18 protein-coding genes are annotated in these 18,254 nt (G+C 45.9%); all 18 read left to right on the top strand.

Annotated elements, in window-relative coordinates; translation table 11 throughout:
* The first annotated feature begins 359 nt into the window (after window positions 1-359).
* The 18 genes from ACQCN2_RS21475 to ACQCN2_RS21390 all read left to right on the top strand — a co-directional run bounded on the left by ACQCN2_RS21475 (window position 360) and on the right by ACQCN2_RS21390 (window position 18,241).
* Window positions 360-1,388: a resuscitation-promoting factor gene (locus tag ACQCN2_RS21475; RefSeq protein ID WP_426931007.1), complete on the top strand. Its 1,029-nt coding sequence runs from the start codon at window positions 360-362 to the stop codon at window positions 1,386-1,388.
* Between the two features lie 213 nt (window positions 1,389-1,601).
* Window positions 1,602-2,153 carry a ribonuclease M5 gene (rnmV, locus tag ACQCN2_RS21470; RefSeq protein WP_426931006.1) on the top strand — a complete coding sequence of 184 codons (552 nt, stop codon included), beginning with the start codon at window positions 1,602-1,604 and terminating at the stop codon, window positions 2,151-2,153.
* Window positions 2,154-3,044 carry a 16S rRNA (adenine(1518)-N(6)/adenine(1519)-N(6))-dimethyltransferase RsmA gene (rsmA, locus tag ACQCN2_RS21465; RefSeq protein ID WP_426931005.1) on the top strand — a complete coding sequence of 297 codons (891 nt, stop codon included), beginning with the start codon at window positions 2,154-2,156 and terminating at the stop codon, window positions 3,042-3,044.
* Between the two features lie 200 nt (window positions 3,045-3,244).
* Window positions 3,245-3,517 carry a biofilm formation stimulator Veg gene (gene veg, locus ACQCN2_RS21460; protein ID WP_426931004.1) on the top strand — a complete coding sequence of 91 codons (273 nt, stop codon included), beginning with the start codon at window positions 3,245-3,247 and terminating at the stop codon, window positions 3,515-3,517.
* 81 nt (window positions 3,518-3,598) lie between these two features.
* Complete coding sequence (locus ACQCN2_RS21455; protein ID WP_426931003.1) at window positions 3,599-3,790, top strand: small, acid-soluble spore protein, alpha/beta type; 192 nt, start codon at window positions 3,599-3,601, stop codon at window positions 3,788-3,790.
* 153 nt (window positions 3,791-3,943) lie between these two features.
* Window positions 3,944-4,822, top strand: a complete 879-nt coding sequence (gene ispE, locus ACQCN2_RS21450; protein ID WP_426931002.1) for a 4-(cytidine 5'-diphospho)-2-C-methyl-D-erythritol kinase — start codon at window positions 3,944-3,946, stop codon at window positions 4,820-4,822.
* A 61-nt stretch (window positions 4,823-4,883) separates the two neighbouring features.
* Window positions 4,884-5,714 carry a pur operon repressor gene (gene purR, locus ACQCN2_RS21445; protein ID WP_426931001.1) on the top strand — a complete coding sequence of 277 codons (831 nt, stop codon included), beginning with the start codon at window positions 4,884-4,886 and terminating at the stop codon, window positions 5,712-5,714.
* Window positions 5,715-5,718: 4 nt separating this feature from the next.
* Complete coding sequence (locus ACQCN2_RS21440; RefSeq protein WP_426931000.1) at window positions 5,719-6,108, top strand: RidA family protein; 390 nt, start codon at window positions 5,719-5,721, stop codon at window positions 6,106-6,108.
* Window positions 6,109-6,214: 106 nt separating this feature from the next.
* Window positions 6,215-6,502, top strand: a complete 288-nt coding sequence (spoVG, locus tag ACQCN2_RS21435) for a septation regulator SpoVG (protein WP_425651979.1) — start codon at window positions 6,215-6,217, stop codon at window positions 6,500-6,502.
* A 270-nt stretch (window positions 6,503-6,772) separates the two neighbouring features.
* Window positions 6,773-8,143 carry a bifunctional UDP-N-acetylglucosamine diphosphorylase/glucosamine-1-phosphate N-acetyltransferase GlmU gene (gene glmU / locus ACQCN2_RS21430; protein WP_426930999.1) on the top strand — a complete coding sequence of 457 codons (1,371 nt, stop codon included), beginning with the start codon at window positions 6,773-6,775 and terminating at the stop codon, window positions 8,141-8,143.
* A gap of 34 nt (window positions 8,144-8,177) precedes the next feature.
* Entirely contained in the window at window positions 8,178-9,128 is a 951-nt protein-coding gene (locus ACQCN2_RS21425) for a ribose-phosphate diphosphokinase (RefSeq protein ID WP_426930998.1), read from the top strand.
* Window positions 9,129-9,218: 90 nt separating this feature from the next.
* Window positions 9,219-9,839, top strand: a complete 621-nt coding sequence (locus ACQCN2_RS21420; protein ID WP_426930997.1) for a 50S ribosomal protein L25 — start codon at window positions 9,219-9,221, stop codon at window positions 9,837-9,839.
* Window positions 9,840-10,017: 178 nt separating this feature from the next.
* Complete coding sequence (gene pth / locus ACQCN2_RS21415; RefSeq protein ID WP_426930996.1) at window positions 10,018-10,581, top strand: aminoacyl-tRNA hydrolase; 564 nt, start codon at window positions 10,018-10,020, stop codon at window positions 10,579-10,581.
* Window positions 10,582-10,665: 84 nt separating this feature from the next.
* Entirely contained in the window at window positions 10,666-10,896 is a 231-nt protein-coding gene (locus ACQCN2_RS21410) for an anti-sigma-F factor Fin (RefSeq protein WP_426930995.1), read from the top strand.
* Window positions 10,897-11,039: 143 nt separating this feature from the next.
* Window positions 11,040-14,591 (top strand): transcription-repair coupling factor, encoded by a 3,552-nt coding sequence (gene mfd, locus ACQCN2_RS21405; RefSeq protein WP_426930994.1) that lies wholly within the window; start codon window positions 11,040-11,042, stop codon window positions 14,589-14,591.
* A 35-nt stretch (window positions 14,592-14,626) separates the two neighbouring features.
* On the top strand, window positions 14,627-15,697 hold the full coding sequence (locus ACQCN2_RS21400; RefSeq protein ID WP_426930993.1) for a peptidylprolyl isomerase: 1,071 nt from the start codon (window positions 14,627-14,629) through the stop codon (window positions 15,695-15,697).
* A 195-nt stretch (window positions 15,698-15,892) separates the two neighbouring features.
* On the top strand, window positions 15,893-16,435 hold the full coding sequence (gene spoVT, locus ACQCN2_RS21395) for a stage V sporulation protein T (RefSeq protein ID WP_426931064.1): 543 nt from the start codon (window positions 15,893-15,895) through the stop codon (window positions 16,433-16,435).
* Between the two features lie 171 nt (window positions 16,436-16,606).
* Window positions 16,607-18,241 (top strand): putative polysaccharide biosynthesis protein, encoded by a 1,635-nt coding sequence (locus ACQCN2_RS21390; protein ID WP_426930992.1) that lies wholly within the window; start codon window positions 16,607-16,609, stop codon window positions 18,239-18,241.
* Window positions 18,242-18,254: the final 13 nt, after the last annotated feature.

Here is an 18,254-nt window from a genome sequence, read left to right as displayed (position 1 = left end):
TTAATGGATTATCGACAAAGGCACCTTGCAAAAGGTGTCTTTTTTCGTGCCACATGCTTGTCCTAACCCTAGTTTTCCCCTATGTATTCGTTGGTTTTTTCGAAAAATGTAATACATATTAAAGAGTTTGCATACATTGAAAAGAAACGTAGCTTTTCCCAATTGTCGAACAAAAAAGTAAAGGATCGACAACTGAATCGACAGGAATAAGCTATCTTTTTACAAACCTTTTCTGTTAGCTTAATACCTAATGCCGCGACATGAATTCCAGTAATTACAACTTGATTTTTAGGGGGGAATTTGACAAACGGAGAAAAGTAGCATAAAATCGAGACGGCTTTGTTAAAGGAGTGTGGAAAATGGAGATTGGCAAGATATGGGTGACGCATAAGGCGTTGATCCTCTGGGTGGGGATTGCCTTACTGGCGTTATCTGTTGCAAGCTTCTTCTTTGTCCTAGCTACCCAGCCAAAGCATCTAACGCTTTCTGTGGATGGCGTTTCCAAGAACTATGAGACGCATGCGGATACAGTTCAGGAGTTTCTGAAAGAGCAGAATATTACGGTGTTGGAGCATGATGTTCTCTCACCGGAAGCGACTGCGCCTCTTAAGGAATCCATGACCGTCCAATTGCAAACGAGCTGGGCTGTGCCTGTTCAAGTAGACGGGCAAACAAAAATAGTACATACAGTCAAACGAGACGTAGCAAGTGTACTAAAGGATGCTGGGGTTACTCTCAGACAACAAGACAAGGTGCAACCTGCCTTAACATCGACGGTCTCAAAAGATACGAAGATTTCGATAAGCCGCATAGACCAAAAACTCGTGCAAGTTCAACAAGAAGTACCTTTTCAGGAAATTCGTAAAGCCGACGCTTCTCTCTCCAAAGGAAAGACGCGTGTCCTTCGAAAAGGTCAGCCGGGTAAAGCTGTCGTTCAGTACAAAGTCAATTTGGAGAACGGCAAGGAAGTTTCTCGCGAGCTAGTCAAGCGAGAAGTGGTTGCTCCTAAGGAAGATCAGGTTCTCCTGGTGGGAACCGCCAACAAGACGGTTTCGGCCGCATCCATTACTTCTCGTGGTGGGTTCGTGTTCAGACCAAGTCAGGTAATAAATAATGTTAGCTTAACAGCCTATTCCCCAGCCGTTGGAACACATACCTCAACGGGTGCAAGAGCAACGGAAGGCAGAACCATCGCTGTTGATCCAAGTGTCATTCCGCTTGGATGGTGGGTGTATATTGAGGGAGTCGGTTATCGCCGCGCAGAGGATACGGGTGGTGCCGTCAAAGGCAACAAGATTGATGTTTTCTTAGGTACGGAGGCAGAGGCCAATCGTTTTGGCCGCAAGCGAGGCAAAACCGTATATATCATCGGACCCAACAAACCATAGGTACTTACCGAAGCGAAATCAAACGCTTCGATGAAGTGGTCCCACATTTACCAAAGGCAGGAGGTAATCTCCTGTCTTCTATTTTTCGTTTGTAGGTAAAGACGATGAAGAATTAATGAACGTTTCAGCCAAACTTTCTTTTCTTCTGTTTACAAGTTTCGGCTGGGCATGCTACATACTAGGTATAAAGGTGTTAAAGGATGAAGGATGCAGATGAAGATAAAAGAGGTTATAGTCGTGGAAGGGCGCGATGATACGGCGGCGATTAAACGGGCCGTAAACGCGGATACAATTGAGACAGGAGGCTCGGCGATCAATCCGTATACGATTCGTAAAATACGTCTCGCCCAGGAGAAGCGTGGAGTCATTGTGTTTACGGACCCTGACTTTCAGGGGGAGCGAATCCGTAAGATCATTAGCAGAGAAGTACCCGGGTGTAAACACGCCTTTATTAAACGAGAAGAAGGTATGAAAAAAGGGAATATCGGGGTAGAAAATGCTTCGGTGGAAGTTATTATACGCGCGCTTGATCAAGTTAAGACCGAAATGATGGAGCAAGAAGAAGAAATCACGTTCGATGATTTGATCGACGCTGGATTGACGGCTCATCCCGAAGCCAAAGAAAGAAGAATCAAGCTAGGCGGTTTATTGGGAATCGGCTATGCCAATGCTCAGCAGATGCACAAGCGATTGAATCAGTTCCAGATCAGCCGTCAGGAATTCGCCGATGCTTTGGCCAAATTGGATGAGGGGGGGCAGCAATAAATGTCAGTACTCGAACAAAAAGATATTGCCACTCCGACGAGAACCAAACAGATTCTGGAGAAATACGGATTTTCCTTCAAAAAGAGCTTGGGACAAAACTTTTTGGTGGATACCAACATTCTTCATAATATTGTCGATGCGGCTCGGCTAAGTAAAAAGACAGCCGTAATCGAAATTGGACCAGGAATTGGCGCATTGACTGAACAATTATGTCGGGCGGCAGGAAAGGTGATCGCCATTGAGATCGATCAGCGGCTGTTGCCAATCCTTGCCGATACGTTATCTCCATATGACAACGTAGAAGTCGTGCATGGTGACGTGTTGAAGCTCAACCTGAATCAACTGATCGAAGAGAAACTTCGCGATTATGATGAGATCAGTGTCGTGGCCAACCTTCCCTATTATGTAACAAGTCCGATTCTCATGAAACTGCTGGAAGAACAGCTTCGGCTCAAACATATTGTCGTCATGATCCAGAAGGAAGTAGCCGACCGCATAGCGGCCAAACCAGGAAACAAAGATTACGGTTCACTCAGTGTTGCGGCCCAATTCTACGCGGAGGCAGAAGTAGCGATGATCGTGCCAGCCAGTGTGTTTGTACCGAAACCTAATGTGGATTCTGCGGTACTTAAACTATCCATTCGCCAAGAGCCAGCTGTTGTGGTGCGGGACGAACGGCTGTTTTTCCGTTTAGTACGAGCCAGTTTCGGACAAAGACGGAAGACGCTGTTGAACAATCTCATGAGCAATTTTGCGGGAAAAGAGCAAAAAGACGTGATCCTGCAGGCTCTGGAGTCCGTGGGCATTGATCCCTCCAGACGCGGAGAGACCTTGTCCATTGAAGAATTCGGAAAATTGTCAAACGCGTTTGGGGATTTGCTCCAATCGTGATAAAAAAGCCTCCCTTCAAGCGTAAATGAGAAGTTTACGGGAAGGGAGGCTTTTTTTGCGTGAAAAAGGCAAAATTCAACAAAAAGGGCGAAAAAATAGTCGTTGACAAAACTTAAGGTTGGTTGCTATAATTTTAATTTTTATTTGACACAATAGGGGTAGACTGTTATAATAGAAACAAGCGAGGTGGATAATACAAGATGGCTAGAAACGCTTTACTTGATATTAAACGCAGTTTAGACCTACACATTGGCGAGCGGATTGTGCTAAAGGCTAATGGTGGTCGTCGCAAGACCGTCGAGCGGACGGGCATCCTCGAAGAAACCTACCCATCAGTTTTTGTAGTCAAGCTTGATGATGATCAACTGTTTGAGCGCGTCTCTTACAGCTATGCTGATATTTTGACAGAGACCGTGGAACTAACCGTCTGTCGTGAAGATGAACACATCAGGATTACCTTCATTCAACAGTAGAGTCAATTTGGCTCTACTGTTTTTGTTTTTCCCAAGATGGCACATACTATACTTGTCAACGAGGAAGGAGGTTGTGAAGCGATGGGTCGTCGACGCGGAATCATGTCGGATCAATTCAAGATGGAACTCGCCAAGGACCTGGGGATCTATGAAACGGTGCAACAGGAAGGCTGGGGAGGCATTACCACTCGTGATGCGGGTAATCTCGTGAAACGGGCTATCCAGATCGCAGAGGAAGCGTTAGCCAAGCAAAACACCAATTCAACTCGTTGACACTAGAAAGCCGGGGAATTCCTCTGGCTTTCTTTTTCATAGGCCGATACGATGTCACAGGCCATCCATATGTGGAAAGGCGTATTTACTGGCATGGTTGATTCTGGCTGTGATAAAATAAGGAATTAGAATCAACAGACAGAGGTGAAGAAGGTGCGGATCTCAGTCAAAGCGCCGGCCAAAATTAACTTAACATTGGACGTCACATCCAAGCGGCCTGATGGGTATCATGAGGTGGAAATGGTTATGACCACTGTTGATCTTGCCGATCGGGTCGATTTAACATTACTTGGACATGATGAGATCACCCTCGATTGTTCAGCCAGTTTTGTTCCGGACGACATACGTAATCATGCCTTTAAGGCGGCCAAAATTTTAAAAGAGCGCTTCAATATTCAACAGGGTGTGAAAATCTATATCGATAAACAGATTCCCGTAGCAGCTGGACTCGCAGGCGGTAGCAGCGATGCGGCGGCAACGTTACGCGGATTGAATCAGCTATGGAACCTTCAGCTTTCGCTTGATGAACTGGCCGAAATCGGAGCGGAAATCGGTTCGGATGTACCGTTCTGCGTGTATGGCGGTACCGCGTTAGCCAAAGGACGCGGGGAATTAATTACGCATCTCACAACGCCAGCGCCGTGTTGGGTCGTGTTAGCCAAACCGCCAATAGGGGTTTCGACCGTCGATGTTTACGGAAACCTTCGGGTGAAGGAGATAACCAATCATCCGAATACAGAGCAGATGCTGCGAGCGATTGAAGAGCAGAATTTCGGGCTGATGTGTCGATCATTGGGCAATGTATTGGAGAACGTCACATTGGAGCGGTATCCGCAAGTGAAGCAGATCAAGGAGCTTATGCTGGAATCAGGGGCGGATGGAGTACTCATGTCTGGCAGTGGTCCGACGGTCTATGCCTTGGTCCAGAAGGAAGCCAAGGTTCATCGGATTTATAATGCCCTGCGCGGTTTTGTGAAAGATGTGTACGCAGTGCGAATATTAGGGGCGTCCGAAGCGGAAATACTTGCGTAAATCCGTACATAAGTGATACATTAACAACATAATATTCGGATTTTGTTTGGAGGATTGAAGGATGAAGAAATTGCGCAGAAGCGCACGCCTGGTGGATATGACGCAGTATTTGCTCGCGCATCCACATACCTTAATCCCGCTTACGATGTTTTCGGAAGAGTACGGTTCAGCGAAGTCTTCCATTAGTGAAGATTTGTCGATCATCAAAGAGGCATTTGAAAGCGAAGGCGTAGGAGTTTTGAAGACGGTTGCTGGTGCGGCAGGTGGAGTGAAATACATTCCGCGCACCGATGAGACACAAGCCAAGGTGTTCATGGAAGAGCTTTTAATTCAATTAGCTAAGCCTGAACGTCTCTTGCCTGGCGGATATTTGTATATGTCCGACATACTGGGCAACCCCAAGACACTTGGGAAGATCGGGAAGTTGTTTGCTTCCGCATTCGCTGACAAGGATGTAGAAGTGGTCATGACGGTGGAGACCAAAGGAATACCGCTTGCTTATGCAACCGCTACTTATTTGAATGTTCCGGTGGTCATTGTTCGCCGGGATAACAAGGTAACGGAAGGCTCGGTTGTAAGCATTAATTATGTATCAGGGTCAAGCAAGCGGATCCAGACGATGTCTCTTGCCCGCCGAGCGTTGGCGGAAAAATCTCGCGTACTTATTGTCGACGACTTCATGAAAGCTGGCGGAACTGTTCGAGGAATGATTGATTTGCTGCAGGAATTCCAGGCTACGGTTGTAGGCTGCGGGGTTTTTGTTGAAACGGCGGATGTTTCCGAACGGTTGGTGGACGAGTATATCTCACTTGCCAAGCTGCAAGATGTTGATGTGAAGGAAAAACAAATCGAGCTTGAACTAGGCAGTTACTTTACCAAGGAAGGGAAGTAGAACGATGGCAAAAATTTCGTTTATCGCTACCAATGAGGCACCAGCAGCAATTGGTCCCTATAGTCAAGCAACCAAGGTCGGTCCTTTTCTCTATACCTCAGGCCAGATTCCACTGAAACCAGATGGAAGTTTGGTAACAGGTGACATTGTAGAGCAAGCTCATCAGGTGTTTCATAACCTGCAAGCCATCCTGAAGGAAGCGGGAGCATCTCTTCAAGACGTAGTGAAGGCCACTGTCTTTATTAAAGATATGAATGAATTCGGCCGCTTAAATGAAGTATACGCACATTACTTCGGGGAGCATCGTCCAGCCCGTTCCACGGTTGAAGTCGCTCGTTTGCCTAAAGACGTTCAAGTGGAAATCGAAGTTATCGCATATATTGACGAAAAATAGAACTTTCGCCCAATTGTTTTACAAATTTTCTCAATGCTTGAAGGAATAATTAACCATCATGTGGAAATAGATAGTAAGTTTCATATAGATAAAGGGAGTGAACATGATGGAAGTAACAGACGTACGACTCCGCCGGGTGAATACGGATGGTAGAATGAAGGCGATTGCCTCCATTACAATTGACCATGAATTCGTGGTTCATGACATTCGTGTGATTGACGGCAACAATGGGATGTTTGTAGCAATGCCAAGCAAACGTACTCCTGATGGGGAGTTCCGTGATATTGCTCACCCAATTTCTTCGACTACTCGTGAAAAAATCCAGCAAGCGGTTCTGGCCGAATACGATCGAGTAGGTTTGGAAGAAGAAGCCCAAGTGGAAGCTGGCGCTTAATTTCCCGATAAACCGCAAAACACTAGGACGATGTGTTCCTAGTGTTTTTTCTTTTTTTAAACGATGAAATCTCTTATCTGGTTGTCCATCTTCAGGGTCGAATAAAGGATTGAAAATTGGGAACTTTATAAATACAAACAAGGACTGTTATTCCTTCCCATCTGGCGTATGATCGGGTGTCAAATTATCGAGGAAATCACTCACCTTCTCTTGAAATCACCATACGATTAAGATATAGTCATGTTGGAACTTATATGCTGGAGGGTTAACATGTCTACAATACATGCCGTCGTTCTCGCTGCTGGACAAGGTACGAGAATGAAGTCAAAGCTGTATAAAGTTCTTCATCCCGTTTGCGGCAAACCAATGGTTCAACATGTTGTTGACACCCTGGAAGCCATGCAGGTGAAGGATAGAATCGTCGTTGTTGGTCACGGGGCAGAAATCGTACAGCAGACGTTGGGCGATAGTGTCTCTTATGCCTTGCAAGCTCAACAGCTAGGCACAGGACACGCGGTTCAACAAGCTGCGCCACTTCTAGAAAACAAAGAAGGGACAACCCTGATTCTCTACGGTGATGTTCCACTTCTCTCTCAAGAAACTTTAACCGCTTTCCTTCACTTCCATCAGGAACAGCAATCGGCTGCTACTGTATTAACAGCTACTTTATCGGACCCTACCGGCTATGGTCGGATTATTCGTGATGATAGCGGCGAAGTGTTGCGAATTGTAGAACAGAAAGATGCAACACCTGAAGAAAGAGCCATTACAGAAATCAATACAGGGATCTACTGTTTTGATAATCAAAAGCTCTTACAAACTCTGTCTCAATTGCGCAACAATAATGCTCAAGGTGAGTATTATATTACAGATTGTATCGGGATTTTGCGTGAAGCTGGAGATAAAATCTCCGCTTATGTCTCTTTGGACCCGGATGAAACGATGGGTGTGAACGACCGCGTACAATTATCTCAAGCGGAAGCTTATATGCGCAGACGAATCAACGAGAATCATATGCGTAATGGAGTTACGATCATTGATCCAGCCTCCACTTATATTGAATCAGGTGTAGTGATCGGTTCTGATACGATTCTTCACCCAGGTACTATCCTGCGCGGTAAGACTGTTATCGGTGATGACTGCGTAATTGGACCTCAAACCGATTTGAAGAATGTAGTTGTAGAGAGTCAAGTAACGATTACCTATTCTGTGCTTGTGGACAGCCAAGTGGAAACCCAGGCGATAGTAGGACCTTACGCGTATGTAAGGCCAGGAAGCTTGATTGGGTCGCAGGCTAAGGTCGGAGATTTTGTTGAATTGAAGAACGCCAAGATTGGCAAAGGAACCAAAGTTCCTCATCTCAGCTACATTGGTGATGCTGAGATTGGCGAAGGGGTCAATATTGGATGCGGTTCCATTACGGTTAATTACGACGGTAAGGATAAGCATAAAACCATTGTAGGAGATCATTCCTTTATTGGATGCAATTCCAACTTGGTTGCACCGGTTCAAGTAGGAAAAGGCGCCTATGTTGCCGCTGGTTCGACAATAAATCAAGATGTGCCTGATGACGCTCTGGCGATTGCGCGAGAACGCCAAGTGAATAAACTAGGATATGCCACTAAATTGCCACGTAAGTAGAATAACGAATAATAACGGGAGGTTTTTTAAGAGAATGGCTAACTACCGCGACCCGAAACTGAAGGTATTTACTTGTAATGCGAATCCACAGCTTTCTCATGAAATCGCTCAACATATTGGTTTGGCGCTTGGAAATGCTGAAGCAATCCGCTTTAGTGATGGGGAGTGCCGAATCAAGTTGAATGAAAGCGTTCGTGGCTGTGACGTGTTCGTAATTCAACCAACAAGCGCACCAGTAAACGAAAGCCTAATGGAGTTGCTTGTCATGGTAGACGCATTGAAACGCGCGTCTGCGAAAAGCATCAATGTGGTCATTCCTTATTATGGCTATGCTCGTCAAGACCGTAAAGCTCGCGCTCGTGATCCTATCACAGCGAAACTTGTTGCGAATCTGATTGAGACAGCTGGTGCTCATCGCGTGATTACAATGGATTTGCACGCGACTCAAATTCAAGGATTCTTCGATATTCCAGTGGATCATCTTCTTGGAGTACCAATCCTTGCGAATTACTTCAGTGAAAAAGGGTTGTCTGATATCGTAGTCGTTTCCCCTGATCATGGAGGGGTTACCCGCGCTCGTAAGTTGGCAGAAAGACTGGAAGCTCCAATTGCGATTATTGATAAACGCCGTCCTGAGCCGAATGTAGCGGAAGTTATGAATATTGTTGGCAATATTGAAGGCAAAACCGCAATTATTATTGACGACATTATTGATACGGCTGGAACGATTTCATTGGCCGCTAGCGCATTGATCGAGGCGGGAGCGCGTGATGTTTACGCTTGCTGTACACATCCTGTACTGTCTGGACCTGCCATTGAGCGAATTGCGAATTCCAAAATTCGTGAATTGGTTGTGACCAATACCATTCCGTTGGCAGAAGATAAAATGATCGATAAGATCAATGTTCTCTCCGTTGCGCCGATTATCGGGGAAGCGATCATTCGGGTACATGAAGAGTTGTCGGTAAGCAAGCTGTTCGATTAATGACAATTACCAGTTATTGATTCAAAACCTCCTCGGATGGACAAGCTAGAAAGGAAACGATTTCTAGTTTGTCGGAGGAGGTTTTTTGCTGTGCAAACGATTCACGCATTCATTCGAGACTCAAAGGATCGTCAATCGAATCAGCTTCGGCGAGAAGGATGGATTCCAACGGTTCTGTACGGGAGTGACCAATACAATCTCTCTTTGAAGGTCAATGCGAAAGATTTAGATATGGCGCTCAGAAAACAACCGACTAATCTACCGTTTAAATTAAACGTAAACGGGCAGGAGCACAATGTAATGGTGTACGAATTGCAACGTCACCCTGTTCAAGGGAATCTGCTGCATGCTGATTTCAAACAAATTAACATGAATGAAAAAGTACATACTTCAGTTCCGATCCATCTCGTAGGCGATCCGGAATATGGAATTGCCTCACTTGTGAGACACAGCGTAGAAGTCTCCTGCCTTCCAAGAGACATTCCTGAGAGCTTCACAGTCGATGTGGAAGGACTGCAGATTGGTGACGTGATTCTTGTGAAGGATTTGCAAGTCAATCCCAATGTGGATTTGGGGTTGGATGAACTTGAAGTGATCGTCAGTGTCTTGGTGCCAAAAGCGAAAACAGGCGAAGCCGAGAATGCCGAGGGGGCAGCGGAGGCTGTTGCCGAAACAGCGGGTTCTCCCGTGGAACAAGCAAAAACTGTATAAAACGATCGGAGGGGCACCTGTCGAACGGTGCTCCTTTTCCTATTATTTGCTCCCCGGATTGTGTCAACAAAGGTTTCTTTTTATCCGGTCACGAATCATGTAAAATGAGAGGAACGGCTTATTTTCTGTGAAAAACGGGTTGACCGTTTGTCGGGAACACAAGATGGAGGAATTATTCGTGAAAGTGATCATCGGACTGGGCAATCCAGGGAAAAAATATGAGGATACCAGACATAATGTCGGGTTTATGACCATAGATACAATTAGTAAACAGTGGGATATCCCGGTAGGTCAGCAGAAGTTTCGAGCCCTAGTCGGAGAAGGCCGCATCGGAATGGAAAAGGTGCTGTTGGTCAAACCGCAGACGTACATGAATCTATCGGGTGAATCGGTCAGTGAGATTTTAAAATTCTATAAGCTGACACACGAGGATATTTTGGTGATTTATGATGATTTGGACCTTCCTGTTGGTAAACTGCGTCTGCGCGGAAAAGGAAGCGCGGGCGGACACAACGGAATCAAATCCTTGATCGCTCACCTAGGGACGCAAGATTTTAAACGGATTAAGATTGGTATCGATCGTCCACAGCCAGGTAGAAGTGTAAGTGACTATGTCCTCGGTACTTTTTCTAAGGCGGATCAACAAGAGATTAAGCAAGCGATTGAGCAAGCTGCGGAAGCGTCTGTTTATTGGTTAAAGGAAAGCTTCCCGAATGTGATGAATAAATTTAATAGCCTTTAGAATGCTGTTTTATACGGGCTTTCTCGTATTTTCCCTCGTAGTTTCGGACATACTGAGTGTGTAGATGTACGGGGGGTGGCACGTATGAGTTATCGCTATGAATGTCGTTGCTGTGGGATGAGAATAGGTGAGATCGCTCGTTCTGATATCTCGGAAGACCGATTAGGGTTTAGTTCCTTGACCCCAGAAGAACGTCAACATATAATATCGAAAGAACAAGGCGGGGATACGGTAATCCGTATTTTATGCGACTACTGTCGGGATGCGCTAGACCAGAATCCAGAGCTGAGTCTGGTAGGAAACCCGCTGCAATAAGGATGAAGGCTTAAGTACAATGTGGCCTTGGCTTACGTTAAGCTAAGGCTTATTTGGAATTGCGAGACCCCGCCCGACGGCTAATAATGATCAGTCAGGTGGGCATTTTCGCATGAGAGAAAGGCCGGAGAGGAGACGAATGAATGCAAGTCATCATCAATCCCTTTAGAGAAGACTCCAATTTTGGGACCATTGCTGCCGGCTTGACAAGGGGATTACATGAGCAATTAATAGCAGGTCTTGCGGGTTCTTCGCGCCAAGTATTAATGGCTGCTCTCTATCAAGAGGGTAAACGGCCGCTCTGTATTGTCACCCATAACATGTATCAGGCACAAAAAGTATATGAAGATTTAACTGAATTAGTAGCTAACGACCAATTGTTGCTCTTTCCAGCCAATGAATTAATTGGTTCGGAATTAGCGATTGCCAGTCCAGAGATGCTAGCGCAACGAGTTCAGGTATACAACCGTTTAGCCCAAGGCTTTACGGGTATTTTAGTTATCCCGTTTGCCGGGCTCCGTCGGTTTATTGTCCCTGCTGAAGTCTGGAGAAGCTCACAGATTGAACTGCAGGTGGGCCAAGAACTAGAATTGGATGAATTCTTAAATAGGTTAATAGAGTTTGGATATGAACGAGTGGATTTGGTTGAACGCAAAGGTGAAGTAAGTGTCCGCGGAGGAATTGTGGATTTGTACCCAATTGACTCTGAATGGCCGCTGCGCATCGAGTTGTTTGATGTTGTCATCGATTCCATTCGTACATTTGATATGGCGACACAGCGTTCCAAAGAGACGGTTCAGAGTTACACGATCGGCCCTGCTCAAGAAATGATCGTCAGCCAAGAGACGCTTAGAGAATCGGCTGTTCGCTTGGAGAAGAAGCTAGGCGAGACGATTGACAAAGTAAAGGATTCGTCAACCAAGGAACGACTGATGAAAAAGATCGGCGGAGACATTGAAGTGATGCAAGAGGGCCATCGCTTCTCTCATCTGTACAGCTATATCTCTGCCATTTATCCAATGAATGAGACAATTCTTAACTATTTGCCACAAGATACAGTCTTGCTGATCGACGAACCTTCACGGGTACTCGAAACGGCGGGACAGCTCCAAAAAGAAGAAACCGAATGGCTGACGTCAAGAAGCAATGACGGAGAGTTCATGTTTAATCTGACGCTCTCAACCAGCTACGACGAGATTGTAACCGATTCACGCCGACAAATTATTTACCTTTCTCTATTTCTTAGGCAGATACCTAAAACCCAACCGCAAAACATCGTAAACTTCAACTGCCGAACCATGCAGAATTTCCATGGTCAAATGAATGTGTTAAAAAACGAGCTCGCTCGTTGGAAAAAAGGTAACAACCGAATTGTCTTCATCGCAGCGGATGCGGAGCGTGCCAAACGCTTGGAACGCGTCCTGCACGATTATGAGATGGAAGCTGATTTACTTCTCGATTCAATTACGGTCGTACCGCCAGGCAGACCAACCATTATCATCGGAAACCTGCAATCCGGGTTCGAATTGCCGTTGAATCACTTCATTGTGGTGACGGAAGGGGAAGTATTTACCGCCAAGCAGCGCAAAGCCCGTAAAGTTCAGCAAAACATGACCAACGCTGAGCGAATCAAGAATTATCTGGAGTTGAAGCCAGGTGATTACGTGGTTCACATCAATCACGGGATCGGGAAATACTTAGGGATTGAAACTAAAGAAATTCTCGGGATTCATAAGGATTATCTTCATATTCGCTATGCGGGCGGCGACAGTTTGTTTGTGCCAATTGAGCAGATTGATCATGTCCAGAAGTACGTAGCAAGCGAAGAGAACGAGCCGAAAATCTACAGCTTGGGTGGCAGTGAGTGGAAGCGCGTTAAGAATAAGGTTAAATCGTCGGTCAAAGACATTGCTGAAGATTTAATCAAGCTGTACGCCGCCCGCGAATCTGCGGTTGGCTACGCGTTCCATCAGGATACGGCGGAGCAACGTGAATTCGAGGCCATGTTCCCGTACCAGGAGACAACGGACCAGCTTCGCGCCATTGCCGAAGTGAAAGCCGATATGGAGAATAAAAGACCAATGGATCGCCTTGTGTGCGGTGACGTAGGTTACGGTAAAACAGAGGTAGCCATTCGTGCCGCGTTTAAATCAGTGATGGATGGCAAACAAGTGGCGGTCTTGGTTCCGACCACGATTTTGGCACAGCAGCATTACCAAACCTTCTCTGAGCGATTTGCCGACTATCCGATTCGGGTCGAAGTATTAAGTCGATTCCGTTCCCGTAAAGACCAGACAGCGACGATGAAAGGATTAAAGGAAGGTACGGTTGATGTCGTCATCGGTACCCATCGTGTGCTGTCCAAAGATGTGCAGTTTCGTGATTTGGGTCTCTTAATTGTGGATGAAGAACAGCGCTTTGGCGTAAGCCACAAAGAAAAGTTGAAGCAATTAAAGACGAATGTAGACGTCATGACACTGACGGCAACACCAATTCCGCGAACGCTGCATATGTCCATGCTGGGTGTACGTGATTTGTCGGTCATTGAAACGCCGCCAGAGAATCGATTCCCTGTGCAGACGTATGTACTGGAATACAATCCAACGCTTGTCCGTGAAGCGATTGAGCGCGAATTGGCAAGGGAAGGGCAAGTATTTTTCCTATATAACCAAGTCCAAGGAATTGAGCAAATGGCCGAACATATCTCCATGCTTGTCCCAGAAGCACGTGTAGCTGTAGCGCATGGTCAGATGAACGAAGGAGAGCTGGAGGCAATCATCTTAGATTTCCTTGACGGGCAATATGATGTTCTCGTGAGTACGACCATTATTGAGACGGGTGTAGATATCCCGAACGTGAATACGTTGATTATCTACAATGCTGACAAGATGGGTCTATCGCAGTTGTACCAGCTTCGCGGACGGGTTGGTCGTTCCAATCGGATTGCCTTTGCATATTTTACCTATCAAAAGGATAAGGTACTGACAGAAGTCGCCGAGAAAAGATTGCAGGCAATCAAGGAATTTACGGAGTTGGGCTCTGGGTTCAAGATCGCGATGCGCGATTTATCGATTCGTGGAGCAGGGAATCTTTTGGGCGCCGAGCAGCATGGATTTATCAATACAGTCGGTTTTGATTTGTATACCCAGATGTTGAAGGAAGCGATTGATGAGTTGAGAGGCGAAGTGAAGCAGGTAGCCGCTCCACCAGTCGAAATCAATCTGCAGGTGGATGCGTATATTCCGTCCTTATACATTACGGATTCACGTCAAAAAATCGAAATGTACAAGAAGTTCGTCGCCGTCACTTCACTTGACGATGTGGATGACTTGGCGGAAGAATTAATTGACCGATTCGGAGATATTCCGAAACCGGTGGAGAATTTGCTCACGATCTCAAGATTGCGTGTCTACGCCGTTCGTCACAATATTGTTGAACTCAGTCAAAAGGACCCGGATGTCATCAAAATCTTCCTGCATCCTAGCCAGAATACCAACATTGATGGTGGTGCTTTGTTTACACTTACAAACAAGTGGGATCGCCGTGTAGGCTTGTCGGGTGGACAACAAATCATCATTACTGTTAAAGTAAAAGGGTTGAGTGAAGAAGATGGCCTCAAGATGGTTGAGAATTTGCTCATCGAGTTTCACAAGGTTCGAAAAGATACTGTTGCAGGCGAACCCTTGGCTCAATAAGGTTCAAGACTTGTAAACAGAAAGGAGCATTACTAATGACCAAAGGAAATAAACGGTCGACCGCCAAAAAAATCTTGATGGTGCTGTCGACGACTACACTTGCTCTTTCTTTACTGGCTGGATGCGGCAAACCGAATGATCAAAAGGCTCAGCCGGCCCAACCGAATCAGACACAACCTGCTACAGGAGCAGGTAATGCTGCGAATGATCCACTTGCTCAGTTCCCAGCATTAAAAATTCCGTTCACTGTTGGAGCGGAAGATGCTGTAGTGGAATACCAAGGCGGCAAAGTAACTGGCAAACAATTTGAGAGTTTCCTCAAAACGATCACTTTCTTTAATCCGCAACAACGTGAAATGATTGAAGCTGCTGATAAAACCGCGCTCGAAAACTATGCGCATGAGTACACCGGAACCGTAATTCTGGCCTCCCGCGCAGATGATAAAGACAAAGCAGCATCAAAAGCTCTGTCTGAGCAAACGTATGAGAAGATCAAATCACAATATCAACAGATGATTGGCAAGGACGAAGCGACTTATACGAAATTGCTGCAAAATATGGGGTTAACCAAGGAAGAGATCATTGAACAGATGACTCTGATCAACAGCTCCATCGAAGTTTTGAAGAAGTCCGTGGATGAGGCTACTTTGAACAAAATGTACGAATCCAACAAGGATGCCTATACGAAAGCGTCTGTCCGTCATATCTTGATTAGTACCGAAAAGCGCAAGCCAGAAGAAGCATTGAAGCTGGCGAACGATTTGGAAGCTCGCCTGAAAAAAGGTGAGGATTTCGCTAAGCTGGCGAAAGAAAACTCCGATGACCCAGGAAGTAAAGACCAAGGCGGTCTGTATGAGAATGCGGACGTGGACCAATGGGTTCCTGAATTCAAAAAAGCAGCGCTTACTCAACCGATTGGACAAATCGGAGCACCTGTAAAAACTAATTTCGGATACCACATTATCCGAGTGGAATCTCGTTCCAAAAATGAAGACAAGCTTAAACAACAAGGTTTGCAAATGGCGTATGACAAGTTCTTGAAACAAGATTTGACCAAGCTGGTAACCAAATGGAATATTCCAGAACCTAAACCAGCGAAGAAATAAACCGTGCAAAACAGGGAGTCCTTGCGATTCCCTGTTTTTTCGTTTTGTTGAATAATCTTGAAGGCAAGGCGAATACTAAAGTCACTCGCTACCACCCGGGGGAGAGTAACTGACACATAGGTAACTGTTGGATGAGCGTAGACATAGTTAAATAATACACTACCCAATTTCTCAAGAAAGCGAGGCAACATGACTATGAAAGCAACAGGTATTGTTCGTCGAATTGACGACCTCGGACGGGTCGTGATCCCGAAGGAAATCCGTCGTACACTGCGCATTCGTGAAGGTGACCCTCTTGAGATTTTTGTCGACCGTGATGGAGAAGTGATTTTGAAGAAGTATTCACCTATTGGGGAACTTGGTGACTTTGCCAAGGAATATGCTGATTCCTTGTTTGAAAGCTTAAATCACATTGTCTTGATTTCGGATCGTGATTCCATTATTGCTGTTTCTGGTACCTCCAAGAAGGAATACATGGAAAAACCAGTTGGAAGCATTGTCGAGAAAACCCTGGAAGATCGAAAAAGCCGTTTGGAGAAGAACTCTGGTCAATATGAGATTTGCCGTGATATACAAGAACAGTATTCATCCTTCGTAATTGCGCCAATCGTTGCTGGAGGCGACCCAATCGGCTCTGTCATCTTAGTCAACAAGAATGAGGCGACCAAAATGGGTGATCTTGAAACCAAAATGGCAGAAACAGCAGCTGGCTTTCTCGCTAAACAAATGGAGCAGTAACGTGATGACAAAAAGCAGCCTCTTCCCGATGAGGCTGCTTTTTTATTGGGCTGAGTTCCCGAGGATGAACGACTTACGCAATCCTATGTACTCCCAGCTGATAAGGGTAAGATTGGAGGGAATTATGTTATAATAGACAAAGTTTGCGGATTTGAGAGGGGAACATCATTTATGTCATCAAAGAAAAGTACCAATCATTTTGTTAAAGGAGCAGCAATTCTAGGAGTAGCCGGTTTGATCTCCAAATTGCTCGGTGCCGTATACCGAATCCCTTATCAAAATATTACAGGTGATATTGGTCTATATGTGTACATGCAAGTATATCCGCTCTATACTACATTATTAATCCTCGCGACAGCAGGCTTCCCGATCGCTATTTCCAAAATCGTTTCGGAGCGCATCGCGATTGGTGATTATATAGGGGCGCGTAAGGCATTTCGGATCTCTAGTTTGGTCCTCAGCGTATTAGGCGTCTTTTTCTTCCTTTTGCTCTATTTTGGTGCTCCGCTCATTTCTGGCTTAATGGGGGACAAGCATCTCACCATGCCATTGCGCGCGGTTGCTTGGTCACTCCCCTTGGTTCCAGCCGCAGCCATTATGCGGGGGTATTTTCAAGGGCATCAGAATATGATTCCGACTGGAGTCTCTCAGGTTGTCGAGCAGCTGATTCGCGTGATCTTTATTTTAATAACAGCCTACTGGATGATGAACGCTTACCATGATGCGTATTTGGCTGGATCAGGTGCGGTGTTTGCGGCTTTCCCTGGTGCGGTGGGTGCCTGTCTTGTTTTGCTGTACTACTGGCGCAAGTATTCCAAGACCCCCGAATGGTCACCTTCTCCCCAACATAAGCAAAAAGTTCGGCCAATGACAAGCAAGAAGGTCTTTCACAGTCTGGTGTTTTATGCCCTACCGATCTGTATGGGCGCATTGGTCCTCCCGTTGATACCTTTAGTTGATTCGGTTACCGTATTAAACATGATGCTGTGGAGCGGAGTCGAGGAACAGGCGGCCAAGTTGTTAAAAGGCGCGTATGACCACGGTCAGCCACTCATTCAGTTTGGAACGTTTTTCGCTACCTCCCTCTCGTTAGCGCTGGTTCCATCTATTAGTGAAGCGGTCACTCAAGGCCAGCATCAAGTCATTGCGAACCGGACGGAAGTGGCCATTCGCTTAACGATGTTACTTGGATTACCGGCATCGTTTGGACTGGCTCTGCTTGCTCAACCAGTTAACGTGATGTTATTCGGGGATACAAGTGGAACCGACGCGCTTGCCATTCAGGCATTTACGATTGTTTTTGCGACGCTCGGGATCGCCACTTCAGGAATTTTGCAAGGGTTGGGCTTGGTGATGCATCCTGCTCGTCATTTAGCGTACGGAGTGCTGGTGAAGCTTGTATTGAATCTGGCCTTGATTCCAGTTTGGGGAATTTCAGGAGCAGCGGTAGCCACAGTAGTCGCTTATGTGGTTCCCATGGTATGCAACCTGCGCTCGATTGTCAAACATACAAGTGTACGAATGAATAAGAAACAGACGGTAACGAAACCTGTTTTTGCCGTACTGATTATGTCTGTCGTGGTGTTGCTGGTGGAAGGGTTAACTTCCTCCATTTTTAGAGGGACGATTGGTTCAGAACGTCTTTTCGAAACAGTCGTGGCCTTGATCACGATTGCCTTCGGAGGAGTTAGTTACCTTCTCGCATTGCTGTGGGCTGGCGGACTCACCAGTGCTGACCTTCGCTTCTTGCCAAAAGGTCAACGACTGATCCCGCTGCTGCAGAGAGTGAAACTTTTACGCCAATAAATGATGAACTTAA

This window comes from Brevibacillus ginsengisoli, from assembly GCF_050113715.1.
Lineage (GTDB): Bacteria > Bacillota > Bacilli > Brevibacillales > Brevibacillaceae > Brevibacillus_H > Brevibacillus_H ginsengisoli.
The sequence above is the reverse complement of the archived record's forward strand: the minus strand, read 5'-3'. Positions and strand labels throughout refer to the sequence as shown.